The organism is Sphingomonas eleionomae, from assembly GCF_049889035.1.
In the GTDB taxonomy this organism is placed as follows: Bacteria; Pseudomonadota; Alphaproteobacteria; order Sphingomonadales; family Sphingomonadaceae; genus Sphingomonas.
In genome coordinates this window covers 671,305-684,526 of the sequence record NZ_JBLTWP010000001.1, presented here as the reverse complement: position 1 = coordinate 684,526, position 13,222 = coordinate 671,305, and the positions used below count along the sequence as shown (strand labels likewise).

Sequence of the window (13,222 nt, the reverse complement as noted above, 5' to 3'; positions counted from 1 at the left end):
ATAATGACGTCACCCTGTGATGAATCGGCAACACGGTGATTGCACCTGTTCGGTACGGTGACTAAGCCAATGATTGACCGATCCATGCCCTGTTTCAAGGAACTGCCCACCCCATGATCCTGTCGCGATACGAGCGAATGATCGCCCGGCGATATCTGATGCCTGGCCGGGGCGAAGCGTTCATCTTTCTGGTCGCCGGGATCAGCCTGGCCGCGGTCATGCTGGGCGTGGCCGCGCTGGTCGTGGTGATGAGCGTGATGAACGGGTTCCGCGCGGAACTGTTCGACAAGATCGTCGGCCTGAACGGTCACGCCGTGGTGCAGGGCTATAATGGCCGCCTGCCCGACTGGCGGGAAATCGTCGGAGAGGCGCGGGCGACGCCGGGCATCACCTCTGCAACCCCGCTGATCGAGCAGCCATTGATGGCAAGCTATTCCGGCCGGGTTGAGGGTGTGCTGGTCCGCGGGATGCAGATTTCCGATATCCGGTCCAATCCCACGATCCGCGACAATGTGCTTCAGGGGAACCTGAATGCCCTTACGCCGGATCAATCGACCGTCGCCATCGGATCGCGGCTCGCGCAATCGCTGGGCGCCACCGTGGGGAGCGAGATTTCGCTGATCAGCCCGCAGGGACCGACGACGCCGTTCGGCACCGTGCCCCGCATCGTCAGCTATCGCGTCGTCGCAATATTCGAGGTCGGCCTGTATGATTACGACAAGGCGTTCGTCGTCATGCCGATGCAGGATGCCCAGACGCTGTTGCTGATGGGCGACTCGGTCGGCATGATCGAGATGGAGAGCGTCGATGCTGACCGGATCGGTTCGATCATCGCCCCGCTGGCCAAATCGGTCGGCGACCGTGCGCAGATTGTCGATTGGCGGATGCTCAACTCATCGTTGTTCGAGGCGTTGTCGATCGACCGGGTGGTCAGCTTCACGGTGCTGTCGCTGATCATCCTGGTGGCCGTGTTCAACATTCTGTCATCGCTGATCATGCTGGTGCGGGCCAAGACGCGGGATATCGCGATCCTGCGCACCATGGGGGCGACGCGTAGCGGCCTTATCCGCATTTTTATGACGGTGGGCACGACCATTGGCACGCTGGGCATCCTTGCCGGATTGGCGCTGGGTTTCCTGTTCATCACCTTTCGCGAACAGGTCGTAATGTTCATCGGCCTGGTCACCGGGCTGGAGGTGTGGAACCCCGAAATGCGCTTTCTGACCGAATTGCCGGCCAAGACCGACCCGGCCGAGGTAATCGGCATTGTCGTGCTTGCCTTTGTGCTGTGCGTGCTGGCGACGCTGTATCCGGCCTTGAAGGCGGCGAGCACGGATCCGGTTCAGGTGCTGCGTTATGAGTGAAGCCGTTCTTCAGACCACACAGCTCAAGCGCACCTTTTCACAGGGCGGCGCAGAGATCGAAGTGCTGCGCGGCGTCGATCTGAGCATCGCGCCGGGCGAGATCGTGGCGCTGCTGGGGCCATCGGGATCGGGCAAATCAACGCTGCTGCAGGCGGTCGGACTGCTGGAGGGCGGGTTCGAAGGGTCGATCCGCATTGCGGGGCAAGAGGTCGCGAGCCTGGATGCCCATGGCCGCACGATGGTGCGGCGCGACCGGCTGGGCTTCATCTATCAGTTCCACCACCTGCTGCCCGATTTCAACGCGACCGAGAATGTCGTGCTGCCTCAGTTGATTCACGGGACAAGCGATGCGGACGCGCGAACCCGGGCCGAGGCGCTGCTGACGACCCTTGGCCTTGGCCAGCGGTTGACGCATCGGCCAAGCCAGCTGTCGGGCGGCGAGCAGCAGCGCGTTGCCGTGGCGCGGGCGCTGGCCAATCGCCCGGCCCTGGTGCTGGCTGACGAGCCGACGGGTAACCTGGACGAGGCGACGGCGGATATCGTCCTCTCCGAGTTTCTGGCGCTGGTGCGGGGCGAAGGATCGTCCGCTCTCGTCGCCACGCATAATGAGCGGCTGGCGGCCCGCATGGACCGCGTCGTGCGCCTGCATGAAGGAGTGCTGCAATGACCGACCTGTTCACGCTGCCCATCCGGCGGGCCGATGGCACCGAAACGACGCTGGCCGAACATCGCGGCAAGGTGTTGCTGATCGTCAATGTCGCGTCGAAATGCGGGTTCACGCCGCAGTATAAGGGGTTGGAGGCGCTGTACCGCGACCTTCAGGCACGCGGTTTGGTTGTACTCGGCTTTCCCTGCAACCAGTTCGGCGCGCAGGAGCCGGGCGATGCAGCGGAAATCGCCAGTTTCTGTAGCCTGACCTATGACGTCACCTTTCCCGTCTTTGCCAAGATCGATGTGAATGGCGATGATGCCGCACCGCTGTTTCGCCACCTGAAGGCAGAGGCGCCGGGTCTGCTGGGCAGTCAGGCGATCAAGTGGAATTTTACCAAGTTCCTGGTGGATCGTGCTGGCAATGTCGTGGAACGCTATGCACCGACCACCGCGCCCGATGCGATCCGCGCGGATATCGACCGGCTGCTGGGCTGAACCCCGCTGAACTTGCTTGTGGATAAGCCCGGCTGCGCCCTTTCGATCGGGGGGAGGGACGGGTAGAACGGGACATGGCTCATTCCGGTTTCGTCCCCCTGCGCATCTTTTCCGCTTACACGATGCTGGAAGGGGCGATCCAGCCAAAGGCAATTGCCAAGCGGGCACGATCGCTGGGTTTCCCTGCCGCTGCGCTGACCGACCGCAACGGCCTTTACGCCGCGATGACGTTCAGCGACGCGGCGCGGGGCGAGGGTGTTCAGCCGATCATCGGTACGTTGCTGGCCGTGGCAAGGCCGGGGCAGGAGGGGGAGCATCGCCCCGCCATCGACTGGCTGCCGCTGCTGGCACAGGATCAGACCGGCTATGATAATCTGTGCGCCCTGGTCAGTCAGGCGCATCTGGGGCGTCCGATCGAGCTGGACGCGCACGTCACGCTGGCCTTTCTTGAGCGGCACAAGGACGGGCTGATCGCCCTGACCGGAGGGGGCGAAGGCGCCCTGGCCCGGCTGTTTTCCGAAGGACAGGCCGACCACGCCCGTGCCTATGCCGACCGGCTGCAGGCGATGTTCGGCGATCGGCTGTATGTCGAGATCAGCAGGCGCGGCGACGCGGTGGAGCAGGCCGCCGAACGCGCCCTCATCGACCTGGCCTATGATCGCGATCTGCCGATCGTGGCGACCAATCCGTGCTGTTATGCCGAGAATGATTTTCACGAAGCGCATGACGCCATGCTGTGCATCGCGCATTCGGATTACATCGCCAGCGAGGACCGGGTCCGCTCGTCCCGCGAAAGCTGGATGAAACCGGCCAGCGACATGGCCCTGCTGTTCCAGGACCTGCCCGAGGCGATTGCCAACACGCTGGTGGTCGCACAGCGTTGCGCCGTTGCGGCACCCAAGCGCAAGCCCATCCTGCCCAGCTTGGCCGGGGACCGGGATGGCGAGGCGGCGATGCTGCGTGAACAGGCGCAGTCCGGGCTGGAACTGCGGCTGCATCGCATTGCCGAGCTGGAGGGACGCGCTGTCACCGATGATTGGGCCGCGCCCTATCGGGAACGGCTGACGTTCGAGTTGGACGTCATCATCCAGATGGGCTTTCCCGGCTACTTCCTGATCGTCGCGGATTTCATCCAATGGGCGAAGGCACAGGGGATTCCCGTCGGGCCGGGGCGCGGATCGGGCGCTGGATCGGTTGTCGCGTGGGCGCTGACCATCACTGACCTTGATCCCATCAAGCTGGGCCTGCTGTTCGAACGGTTCCTGAACCCGGAACGTGTGTCGATGCCCGATTTCGACATCGACTTTTGCGAAACTCGCCGCGGCGAGGTGATCCGGTATGTTCAGGAACGCTATGGCGCAGACAAGGTGGCGCAGATCATCACGTTCGGAACGATGAAGGCGCGCGCCGTGCTGCGTGATACCGGCCGGGTGCTTCAGATGAGCTATGGCCAGATCGACCGGCTGACCAAGCTGGTGCCCAATCACCCGACGGACCCCTGGACGCTGGAGCGCGCGCTCAACGGGGTCAGCGAACTTCACGCCGAATATCAGAACGATAATCAGGTCCACCGCCTGTTCGACCTGGCGATGCGGTTGGAAGGATTGCCCCGGCACAGTTCGACCCATGCCGCCGGCGTGGTGATCGGCGACCGGCCGCTGGCCGAGCTGGTCCCGCTCTATCGCGATCCCCGGTCGGACATGCCGGTGACGCAGTTCGACATGAAATATGCCGAACAGGCGGGTTTGGTAAAATTCGACTTTCTGGGCCTTAAAACCCTGTCCGTGCTGCAGGAAGCGGTGCGGCTGTTGTCGCTGCGGGGCATATCGGTCGATCTCGACGCGTTGTCCTGGGACGATGCCGATACCTATGCCCTGCTGCAGCGGGGCGACACGGTCGGCGTGTTCCAGCTGGAATCCGAAGGGATGCGGCGCACCCTGTCCGCCGTGCGACCGTCCAATTTCGGCGACATCATCGCGCTCGTCTCGCTCTATCGCCCCGGCCCGATGGACAACATCCCCAGTTTCGGCCGACGCAAGAACGGGCAGGAGGCGATCACCTATCCCCATCCGCTGCTGGAGCCGATCCTGGCGGAAACCTATGGCATCTTTGTCTATCAGGAACAGGTGATGCAGGCCGCACAGGTGCTGGCCGGATATTCGCTGGGCGGTGCCGACCTGCTCCGCCGCGCGATGGGCAAGAAGATCAAGGCGGAAATGGACGCCCAGCGCGCCACGTTCGTCGAGGGATCGGCCAAGCATAACGGGATCAAGCCGGCCAAGGCGAACGAGCTGTTCGATTTGATCGACAAGTTCGCCGGATATGGCTTTAACAAGTCGCACGCAGCCGCCTATGCCCTGCTTGCCTATCAGACCGCGTGGCTGAAGGCGCATTACCCGCACGAATTCTTTGCCGCGTCGATGAGCTTTGACATCCATCAGACGGACAAGCTCGCCATTTTCGCGGATGACATGAAGCGGCTGGGCATCACCGCGCTGCCCCCCAGCGTCAATGCCAGCCGCGCCGATTTCTCGGTAGAGGTCGATGGCGATGCGCTGGCCGTGCGCTATGCCCTTGGCGCACTGAAGGGTGTCGGCGAACGAGCGATGGAGCAGATCGTCGAGGAGCGGGAGGCCAATGGTCCCTTTGCCTCGCTCGACGATTTCGCAGCGCGCGTCGATCCGCGGGCGTTGAACAAGCGGCAAGTGGAAACGCTGGCCGGAGCGGGCGCCTTTGATACACTCAACGCCAACCGTGCCGGGGTCGTGGCGGCTGCCGAAACGATCATGGCGGTGGCACAACGCACGCATGAGGGGCGGACCAGCGGGCAGGGCGGCCTGTTCGGCTCGGCAATGGCGTTCGAACCGGACATCCAGCTTCCCGACAGCGCGAAATGGACGCCGACCGAGCGGGTCAATGCCGAGCGGGAGGCGTTCGGCTTCTATTTCTCCGCCCATCCGGCCGATCGATATGCGGCGCAGGCCCGGCTGAATGGCGCGCGACCCATTGCGACGCTGGGCGAGGTGAAGATCGACGAGGGCGGACGGGGGACGGCCATCGTCGCCGCGCTGATCGAAGATTGCCGGTCCCGCACGTCCGCACGCGGCAACCGCTATGTCATGGCCAATCTGTCCGATGCCTCTGGCGGGGTCGTTGCATCCTGTTTCGACGAGGATGCCGCCAACGCCATGGGCGAGATTGCACGCGAGGGCGGCTGCGCGTTGCTGACGGTCGAGCTGGATCGAAAGCCGGGCGAGGAAATGCCGCGCGTCACCGTCCGCGGTGCCCGGCGGATCGACGCGGTGGCCGCCGATATGCGGTTGATGCTGGAGGTGGAGCTGACCAGCATCGCGGCGCTGGAGGCGGTGAAGGAATTGCTGATGCCCATTGCCACGGGCGGCAAGTCGGCAGTTCACCTGACCGTGCCGACCAGTGACGGGAATAGCGCGCGCCTATGGCTCGGTTCCGGCTTCCGGCTGGATCCCGGCCTTGCCGCAACCATCGAGACGCTGCAGGATGTGACGAGAGCGACCATCGAAGTCGCCAGACCGGGACGGCTCGCCGTCGCGGGATAACCGGACGGAGGGATTGATGCTGGGATCGATGCAGGATTTTGAGCTGCGCGTCATGCGCTTGCTCGATCATGCCGAACGCGAACACGGGTCGCGGGAAATCCTGACCCGCTGGGCTGATGGCAGCGAGAAGCGCACCGATTGGGCCGGGATTGCCCAGGATGCGCGGCGGCTGGCACAGGCGCTGGAAAGACTGGGCTGCAAGCCCGGCGACCGGATCGCCACGCTGGCCATGAACCACAGCCGCCACCTGGTGACGTGGTACGGGGCGATCGGGATGGGCGGCATCGTCCATACCATCAACCCGCGCCTGTTCCCCGATCAGCTGGCCTTTATCGGCAATCATGCAGAGGACGTGGTGCTGATGTACGACCGCGCGTTTGCGCCGCTGGTCGAACGGATGAAGCCGCACTGGCATACGATCCGGCATTATGTCTGCTATGATCCCGCCCCGACGGACACCGATTGCGATATCGGGTTCGAGGCGCTGATCGAACGGGAAACCGGCGATTATACCTGGGTTGAGGGGGATGAGCGCGACCCGTGCATGCTGTGTTACACCAGCGGCACGACCGGGAACCCCAAGGGTGTGCTGTACAGCCATCGCAGTTCCACGTTGCACGCGCTCGTCGAATTGCAGCCTTCGGTCTTTGACCTTGAGGCCGGATCGGTGGCCATGCCGATCGTGCCGATGTTTCATGCCGTCGGCTGGGGTATGCCCTTTGCTTCGCCAGCAGTTGGGCTGAAGCTGGTGTTTTCGACGGTGAACGAGCCTGCGCTGCTGTGCGAACTGATGAATCGGGAACGGGTTACCCATTCGGCTGGAGTGCCGACCGTGTGGTTCGCGATGTTTCAGCATATGGATGCGACCGGGGAGGAGCCGCGTCACCTAAAGGTCGTGACCATCGGCGGGTCGGCGGCACCGCGGTCCATGATCGAGCGGCTGATGCGGATGGGTGTCCGCGTCAATCATGCTTGGGGCATGACCGAAACATCGCCCATCGGCACGATCGGCCAGCGCTCGGTCGATTGGGACGAGCTGAGTTTCGACCAGCAGGTCGACCAGGTGTGCCGTCAGGGCCACGTGCCCTATGGCGTCGAGATGCGGATCGTGGACGAGCAGGGCCGCGTACTGGAGCGTGACGGACAACAGGCCGGGCAGCTGCAGGTGCGGGGCCCCTGGGTTATTAAGCAGTATTTCAAGGATGGCGACGGCCCCTGCCTGACCCCCGATGGCTGGTTCGATACGGGGGATGTCGCAATCCTGCATCCCGATGGCACGATGCAGATCACCGATCGGTCCAAGGACGTCATCAAGTCCGGCGGCGAGTGGATCAGCTCGGTCGAGCTTGAAAACGCGGCTGTCGGCTGTCCCGGCGTGGCGGAGGCGGCGGCGATCGGCGTTCACCACCCGCGGTGGGAGGAGCGGCCGATCCTGCTGGTGGTCCGCAAGCCCGATACCACGGTGACAGCGGAACAGATCCAGGCCTATCTGACGCAGCACGTCGCCAAATGGTGGCTACCCGACGAGGTGCATTTCGTCGACAGCCTGCCGCATACGGCGACCGGCAAGCTGCTGAAAACCGCGATCCGCGAGCAGTTCAAGGGATATTCGATCGCTGCTTGATCAGGCGAACAGATCGCCCTGTGGCCCGGCGGGCGGGCGGAACAGGTCGCAGCGAAGGTCCAGCCGCTCACTGGTAAGGCCGAGCCGGCGACTGGCGATCTGAAACCGTGTGCGGAGCAGGGCGGCCCATTCGCCCTGTCCCCGCATCCGGGTGAAGAATTCCGGATCGTTGTCCCGCCCGCCGCGCAACGAATTGATGATCGCCATCACTTTGCCCGCCCGGTCCGGGTAATGCGTCTCAAGCCACGCCCGGAACAGCGGTGCCACCTCGTGCGGCAGGCGGACGGGCATGAAAAATGCGGCGCGTGCCCCCGCTTCAGCTGCGCGGGACAGGATCGCTTCCATCTCCCCGTCGGTGATCGCAGGGATGACGGGGGACAGCGAGACATAGACGGGAATGCCCGCCTCCGTCAGCTTTGCGATGGCGGCCAGCCGCTTTTCGGGATGCGGCGCGCGCGGTTCCAGCGTCATGGTGATCCGCGGGTCAAGCGAAGTGATCGAGATCATGACGGCGCACAGGCCCTGTGCCGCCATGGGCCGCAACACGTCAAGGTCGCGCAGCAACCGGTCGGACTTTGTCGTGATCGTCAGCGGATGGCGGCATTCCGCCAGGACTTCCAGGCACCCGCGCATGATCCGCCATTCGCGTTCGATCGGCTGATAGGCGTCAGTATTGGTACCGAACGCAATCGGACGACATTGATAGCCGGTCCGCGCAAGTTCCGCCCGGAGGCGGGTAGGGGCGTCCAGCTTGGCGAACAGCCGCGTTTCGAAATCGAGGCCGGGCGACAGGTCGTGAAAGGCATGGGTTGGCCGCGCAAAGCAATAGATGCAGCCATGCTCGCAGCCGCGATAGGGATTGACCGAACGGTCGAAAGGGACGTCGGGCGATTGATTGCGGGTGATGATCGTCCGGGGACTTTCCACGGTGACGGAGGTGCGGATCGGACGGGGTTCGCCGTCGATCAGCGCCCTGTTATCGAGCCAGTCGCCGTCTGCCTGCCGGTCGGCCAAGCCGAACCGTCTGGGGACAGGGTTGTGGGTTGCGCCCCGCGCATTGCGCCTGGTCATGGGGGGAACATAGATAGAACATCACGGCCGGGCAAGGCAGATTCGTCGTTAATGTCCCGACCTGAAACCATCCGACGCTGCGCGACGCTCGCCCGGCATGGGACTGCCCGATAGGATCTGCTGCGAAGGAACAATCATGCTGCATGGTTCATCGCGGTTGAGCAGGGATTGGGCGACGGGCACGGCTCCGTTCGTTGTCGCCATCCTGCTGGCGGTGATCCTGCGGGCAATCTTTATCCTGGCCGTGCCAGTGACACCGGATTCGGATGGGGCTTGGTATCTGCTGCGCGCTCAGGAAATGGCGGCTGGCATGGGATATCAGGAGCGCGGGCATCCTACTGCGTTCTGGCCTGTCGGTTATCCGGCGCTGCTGGCAGGCGCACTGATGCTGACTGGCCCGAACCTGACCGGACCGTTGATCGTGAACCTGATGGCTTCTGCGGCCATCACCGCGTTGATCGGGGCGATGGCGCGGGGGCTGGGCGCAGCGCGGGAGGCAGCGGTGCTTTCGATGCTGCTCTATGCCGTCTATCCGGCGCATATCGTCTATACCGGCGTGCTGGCGGCGGAAACGACCAGCACGACGGTGCTGATGGCGGGGGTGGCTGCGCTGATCCTTGGTCGGGGCAGGGCCGGCATGGCGGTGTTCGCGGGCCTGCTGCTGGGCCTGGCCACGCTGATGCGGCCGCAATCGATGTTCGTTTGCATGGCGCTGATCCCGACGATGTGGCTGTCGCTTCGTGCGTTTGGCTGGCGGCGGGCGCTGGCAACGATGCTGCTGGCGGTGGCGGGAATGGCGGTGGTGGTGACCCCGTGGACGATGCGCAATCAGCAACAGCTTGGCGCGCCGGTGCTGGTATCCACGAATGGCGGCATCGCGTTACAGGCCGGTGCGAACGATCTGGCCACGGGTGGCTATTTTCAGGTCGAGAAATCGCCCCTGTGGGCACAGACCGGACTGTCGTTCGATCAGCGGATCGAGCGGCAGGTGGAGATGGACGCGCGTCTGAAACGGATGGCGATCGACTGGATCGTTCAGCATCCGGCCGACTGGGCCATGCTGGGGGTGCGCAAGGTGATCCTGTTATGGGCAAAAGACACCGACGCCTTCTGGTCGCTGCACGCCAGCTATCCGGACCGGTCCGGCCTGTGGCGGGTTGCGCAGGCTGGTAATCAGCTGGTGTACCTGTCGATCCTGGGCCTGTCGGCAATCGGCTTTGCGCCCAGCGTCGCGGCATTGTGGCGGCGGCGACTGGATCAGTCGCCCATGGCGGTTGCGCTGGCCGTGCCCGTGCTGACGACGGCACTGGCGTTCGTGTTTACCGGACAGACCCGGTATCACTATCCCGCCATGCCGTTCCTGATGATCGGGGCGGGGCTTGGCCTTGTCTGGCTGGTTCAGCGTTCGCGCAGCCGGGGCATCAGTTCGACGAAGTTGCAGGGGCGGTGGCGGCTGTCGAGCTGATCGCGCAGGATACCGTCCCAGCCGTCGCGAACCGCGCCGGTCGATCCGGGCAATGCAAAAAGATAGGTGCCGCGCGCGACGGCGGCACAAGCGCGTGACTGAATGGTTGACGTGCCGATCGTCTGAAAGCTGAGCCAGCGGAACAATTCGCCAAAGCCCGGAATGGGTTTGTCCTGGACCTGCTTGATCGCCTCTGGCGTGACATCGCGGCCGGTAACGCCGGTGCCGCCGGTGGTCAGGATGCAATCGACCAACGGATCGTCGATCCATTCGTTCAGCTGACCGACGATCAGCGCGACATCGTCCGCCAAGATGCCGCGTGCGGCAAGGATATGGCCCGCATCCTTCAGCCGTTCGACCAGCGTATCGCCCGACCGGTCATCGGCCGCAGTCCGCGTGTCGGAGATGGTGAGGACGGCAATGCGGACGGGAATGAAGGCCCGCCCCTGATCAATTGGCACCGACGATCCGTCCGGCGCTGGTATCCGTCATGCGAACCGCAGGCGCGCCGACCATGCCGGGAAAGCGGGGCCACATCCCCTGGCTCAGCGCGTGACGGCTGGCCGAGGTGCGGCCCTCATGCTGTTCGTACATCCAGTAGTTGCGCAGCACGGTCATCACATAGCCGCGCGTCTCCCAATAGGGGATGCTTTCGATGTAGAGCAGCGGATCGCCCTTGCTGCGCACGGTTGCGTTCCACGTTTCAACGGGCGTCGGACCGGCGTTATAGGCGGCGATCACTTTTGGCAGCAGCCCGGCGGTAAACGGGCGGTCGCGCAGCTGTTCCAGATAGGTCTGGCCAACCTCCATGTTTACCGATGGCTGGGCAAGGTCCGCGCGTTCGATCTTCATCCCCTTGGTCCGGCCGACATCAATGGCCGCGGCCGGCATCACCTGCATCAGGCCAAAGGCGCCGGCAGGGCTGACCACGTCGGGATTGAAGCGGGATTCCTGAAGCGTGTGGGCATAGACCAACGCCTTGTCGACGCGCCATCCGCCCTTCGGCTTCCATCTGGGGGCCGGATAGCGCGCTTGCGCCACCAGGTTCACGCCCGCCGGGCCGTTGTGGCACAGCCAGAGCTGCGTTTGCGGCAGGTCGAGCGCACCAGCCAGCGTGATCAATGCGGCGTGTTCGTTGCGTGGACCGATCTTTGCCTGATGCCGCAGCACTGCGTCAGCCAGCTTGAGTTCGCCGATCTGAACCAGTGCGGCGGCCACGCGTACGTTTGCCCGGCGCTCTAGATCGCCCAGTGGCAACGCGCCCAGCACCTTGGCATTGGCGGTGTTGTCCGTCAGCCCCAGCGATTGCCGAGCCAGCAGGCCGTAAAAGGTTTCGCGATACTGCGCGGCCGATTGCAGCCGCGCCTGAACCCGCTGCGGCTCTCCGCACGCAATGTCCGCGCGGGTGGCCCAGAACAGGCCCGCCGAACGCATCTCGACATCGGGCGCGTTGCGGCCGACCCGCTCGAACGCGGCCTGAGCCGTCCGGCAATCCTCGCGCCGCCAGCTGGCAAGGCCAAGCACCCAATCACCCTGGACCTGCCACGGGCCAACCCCTCGGCTTGCTTCGCTCGCGATCAAGGCTGCGTTTTCGTCGTCCCCGGCGGCGTAAAAGATCCATGCGATCTTTTGCTGCCACTCGGTCAGTGCCTCGGGCGTCAACCGCCCACGATGCTGGTCCAGCAACGCGCGAGCAGAAACGCCGTCATCCGCCTTGATAAACGGCTTCATCGCCTCTGCCAGCTGGGCAGAGGCCGCATCGCTGAGTGCGCGGGCACGCTGGCGGCTGGGCGGGGCATCGTACCAGACGAGCCGCTGATGGGCAGGCAAGTCGGGCAGGGCGGTGGCACCGCGGCTTACGGCCAGCCGGGCGATCTGTTCCGCCTGCGGCAGTTCCGGTGCCTCGTTCAGCAGCGCCAGCAGGGCCGGCATCTCGACCTTTGGAGAATTGCGCGCGGTGTAGAGTTCGGCCCGCATCACCGGGTGCAGGACGCCCGGCGTCATGCCGTCGATCAACAATTGCGCGTCGGTCCAGCGTTCCGCCCGGATCGCCGTCAGGATCGCGCGATAGGATGCGCCCTGTTCTGGCGTCAGGATTGCGGGTGCCGCCATACCGGGCGTTTCGCGCTGCGGCACGCCTTCATCGGCGGGCGCGCCCTCACGCGCCAGGGCATTGCCGGACAGCAGGAGGGTGATTGCTACCGCCACTCCCTTCACCGCGCCGTTCATTGCAACCCCCGCATCAAGGACTGGATATCGCGCCACACCTCACCCTTCACGCGCGGTCGTTCGACCATGAAGCGGGGGGCGTGGGTGGCAACAATGGCCAGTTTCCGGGCATCATGGTTAACCGCGCGTAAACGTCCACGTTCCGACCGATCATTGATCCCGAACAAGGCACGGCTCGTCGCTTGGCCGAAAACCAAGACCCGTCGAACTCCGCTGATCGCGAGGAGATGATGCGCGATTCGCCCGAATTCGGGGAGCTGTTCGGCCGGGATCTGTCCGGTCGCCGGAGCCTTCACCGCCAGCGTAGCGATATGGGCCGTAGTGCGGTCGATGCCGATTGCGGCCAGGATATTGTCCGTCAACCGGCCGACCGCTCCGCTGGACAAGGGCCCATCCACATCCTCGCTTTCCGGCACGTCGCTGAGGATCAGCCATTCCGCATCGACCGGGCCGGACGGCGGGACAATGCGGCCGGGCCATGCCGCATCCGGGGCATCCGGACCCAGCCGCCATGCGATGTACGATGCCCAGTCGCCGGGCAGGGGCGAATCACTGACCGGGATGGCCGCTGGTGCGGCAGGGGCGGCGGCCATTGCCGGGACTGGCGGGGCGATCCAGCCGCCCGCCGTCTCTTCGACCAGCTGATCGACGCCGGCATCCGCCCACCATTCAAGCGCGCTTGCCGCAACGTCATGCCATCGATGGTCGGTATCTGCCCCCATGCCAGCACCAAAGGCCGGGTTGACCC

At 64.5% G+C, this 13,222-nt stretch carries 10 protein-coding genes; 6 read left to right on the top strand and 4 right to left on the bottom strand.

Annotated features, from left to right (window positions below; all coding sequences use genetic code 11):
• The first annotated feature begins 113 nt into the window (after positions 1-113).
• The 5 genes from ACNI3Q_RS03090 to ACNI3Q_RS03070 all read left to right on the top strand — a co-directional run bounded on the left by ACNI3Q_RS03090 (position 114) and on the right by ACNI3Q_RS03070 (position 7,709).
• Positions 114-1,364: a lipoprotein-releasing ABC transporter permease subunit gene (locus ACNI3Q_RS03090; RefSeq protein ID WP_426273956.1), complete on the top strand. Its 1,251-nt coding sequence runs from the start codon at positions 114-116 to the stop codon at positions 1,362-1,364.
• Complete coding sequence (locus ACNI3Q_RS03085) at positions 1,357-2,031, top strand: ABC transporter ATP-binding protein (protein ID WP_260019520.1); 675 nt, start codon at positions 1,357-1,359, stop codon at positions 2,029-2,031. Before ACNI3Q_RS03090 ends, ACNI3Q_RS03085 begins: the two co-directional genes overlap by 8 nt.
• Complete coding sequence (locus ACNI3Q_RS03080) at positions 2,028-2,510, top strand: glutathione peroxidase (RefSeq protein WP_426273955.1); 483 nt, start codon at positions 2,028-2,030, stop codon at positions 2,508-2,510. The genes ACNI3Q_RS03085 and ACNI3Q_RS03080 overlap by 4 nt, the downstream gene beginning before the upstream one ends.
• 74 nt (positions 2,511-2,584) lie before the next feature.
• Positions 2,585-6,085: a DNA polymerase III subunit alpha gene (gene dnaE / locus ACNI3Q_RS03075; protein WP_426273954.1), complete on the top strand. Its 3,501-nt coding sequence runs from the start codon at positions 2,585-2,587 to the stop codon at positions 6,083-6,085.
• A 16-nt stretch (positions 6,086-6,101) separates the two neighbouring features.
• Positions 6,102-7,709: a long-chain fatty acid--CoA ligase gene (locus ACNI3Q_RS03070; protein WP_426273953.1), complete on the top strand. Its 1,608-nt coding sequence runs from the start codon at positions 6,102-6,104 to the stop codon at positions 7,707-7,709.
• Here ACNI3Q_RS03070 and ACNI3Q_RS03065 read toward each other — a convergent pair whose 3' ends face one another.
• Positions 7,710-8,780, bottom strand: coding sequence for a PA0069 family radical SAM protein (locus ACNI3Q_RS03065; protein ID WP_426273952.1), 1,071 nt, complete (start codon positions 8,778-8,780; stop codon positions 7,710-7,712).
• A gap of 136 nt (positions 8,781-8,916) precedes the next feature.
• Between ACNI3Q_RS03065 and ACNI3Q_RS03060 the strand changes: the two genes are divergently transcribed.
• Entirely contained in the window at positions 8,917-10,245 is a 1,329-nt protein-coding gene (locus tag ACNI3Q_RS03060; protein WP_426273951.1) for a hypothetical protein, read from the top strand.
• On the opposite strand, the gene moaB is transcribed toward ACNI3Q_RS03060, so the two are convergent.
• The 3 genes from moaB to ACNI3Q_RS03045 are packed head-to-tail and all read right to left on the bottom strand — an operon-like array spanning position 10,179 to position 13,196.
• Positions 10,179-10,706, bottom strand: coding sequence for a molybdenum cofactor biosynthesis protein B (gene moaB / locus ACNI3Q_RS03055; protein WP_426273950.1), 528 nt, complete (start codon positions 10,704-10,706; stop codon positions 10,179-10,181). The two genes, ACNI3Q_RS03060 and moaB, sit on opposite strands and share 67 nt — an antisense overlap.
• Positions 10,696-12,510: a lytic transglycosylase domain-containing protein gene (locus tag ACNI3Q_RS03050; protein ID WP_426273949.1), complete on the bottom strand. Its 1,815-nt coding sequence runs from the start codon at positions 12,508-12,510 to the stop codon at positions 10,696-10,698. Before ACNI3Q_RS03050 ends, moaB begins: the two co-directional genes overlap by 11 nt.
• Complete coding sequence (locus ACNI3Q_RS03045; protein WP_426273948.1) at positions 12,471-13,196, bottom strand: uracil-DNA glycosylase family protein; 726 nt, start codon at positions 13,194-13,196, stop codon at positions 12,471-12,473. The genes ACNI3Q_RS03050 and ACNI3Q_RS03045 overlap by 40 nt, the downstream gene beginning before the upstream one ends.
• Positions 13,197-13,222: the final 26 nt, after the last annotated feature.

Excerpts from the sequence above, each read along its gene's own strand:
- ACNI3Q_RS03060 (WP_426273951.1), top strand. The coding sequence starts at position 8,917 with ATGCTGCATGGTTCATCGCGGTTGAGCAGGGATTGGGCGACGGGCACG.
- dnaE (WP_426273954.1), top strand. The coding sequence starts at position 2,585 with ATGGCTCATTCCGGTTTCGTCCCCCTGCGCATCTTTTCCGCTTACACG.
- ACNI3Q_RS03045 (WP_426273948.1), bottom strand. The coding sequence starts at position 13,196 with ATGGGGGCAGATACCGACCATCGATGGCATGACGTTGCGGCAAGCGCG.
- ACNI3Q_RS03080 (WP_426273955.1), top strand. The coding sequence starts at position 2,028 with ATGACCGACCTGTTCACGCTGCCCATCCGGCGGGCCGATGGCACCGAA.
- ACNI3Q_RS03090 (WP_426273956.1), top strand. The coding sequence starts at position 114 with ATGATCCTGTCGCGATACGAGCGAATGATCGCCCGGCGATATCTGATG.
- ACNI3Q_RS03070 (WP_426273953.1), top strand. The coding sequence starts at position 6,102 with ATGCTGGGATCGATGCAGGATTTTGAGCTGCGCGTCATGCGCTTGCTC.
- ACNI3Q_RS03085 (WP_260019520.1), top strand. The coding sequence starts at position 1,357 with ATGAGTGAAGCCGTTCTTCAGACCACACAGCTCAAGCGCACCTTTTCA.
- ACNI3Q_RS03065 (WP_426273952.1), bottom strand. The coding sequence starts at position 8,780 with ATGACCAGGCGCAATGCGCGGGGCGCAACCCACAACCCTGTCCCCAGA.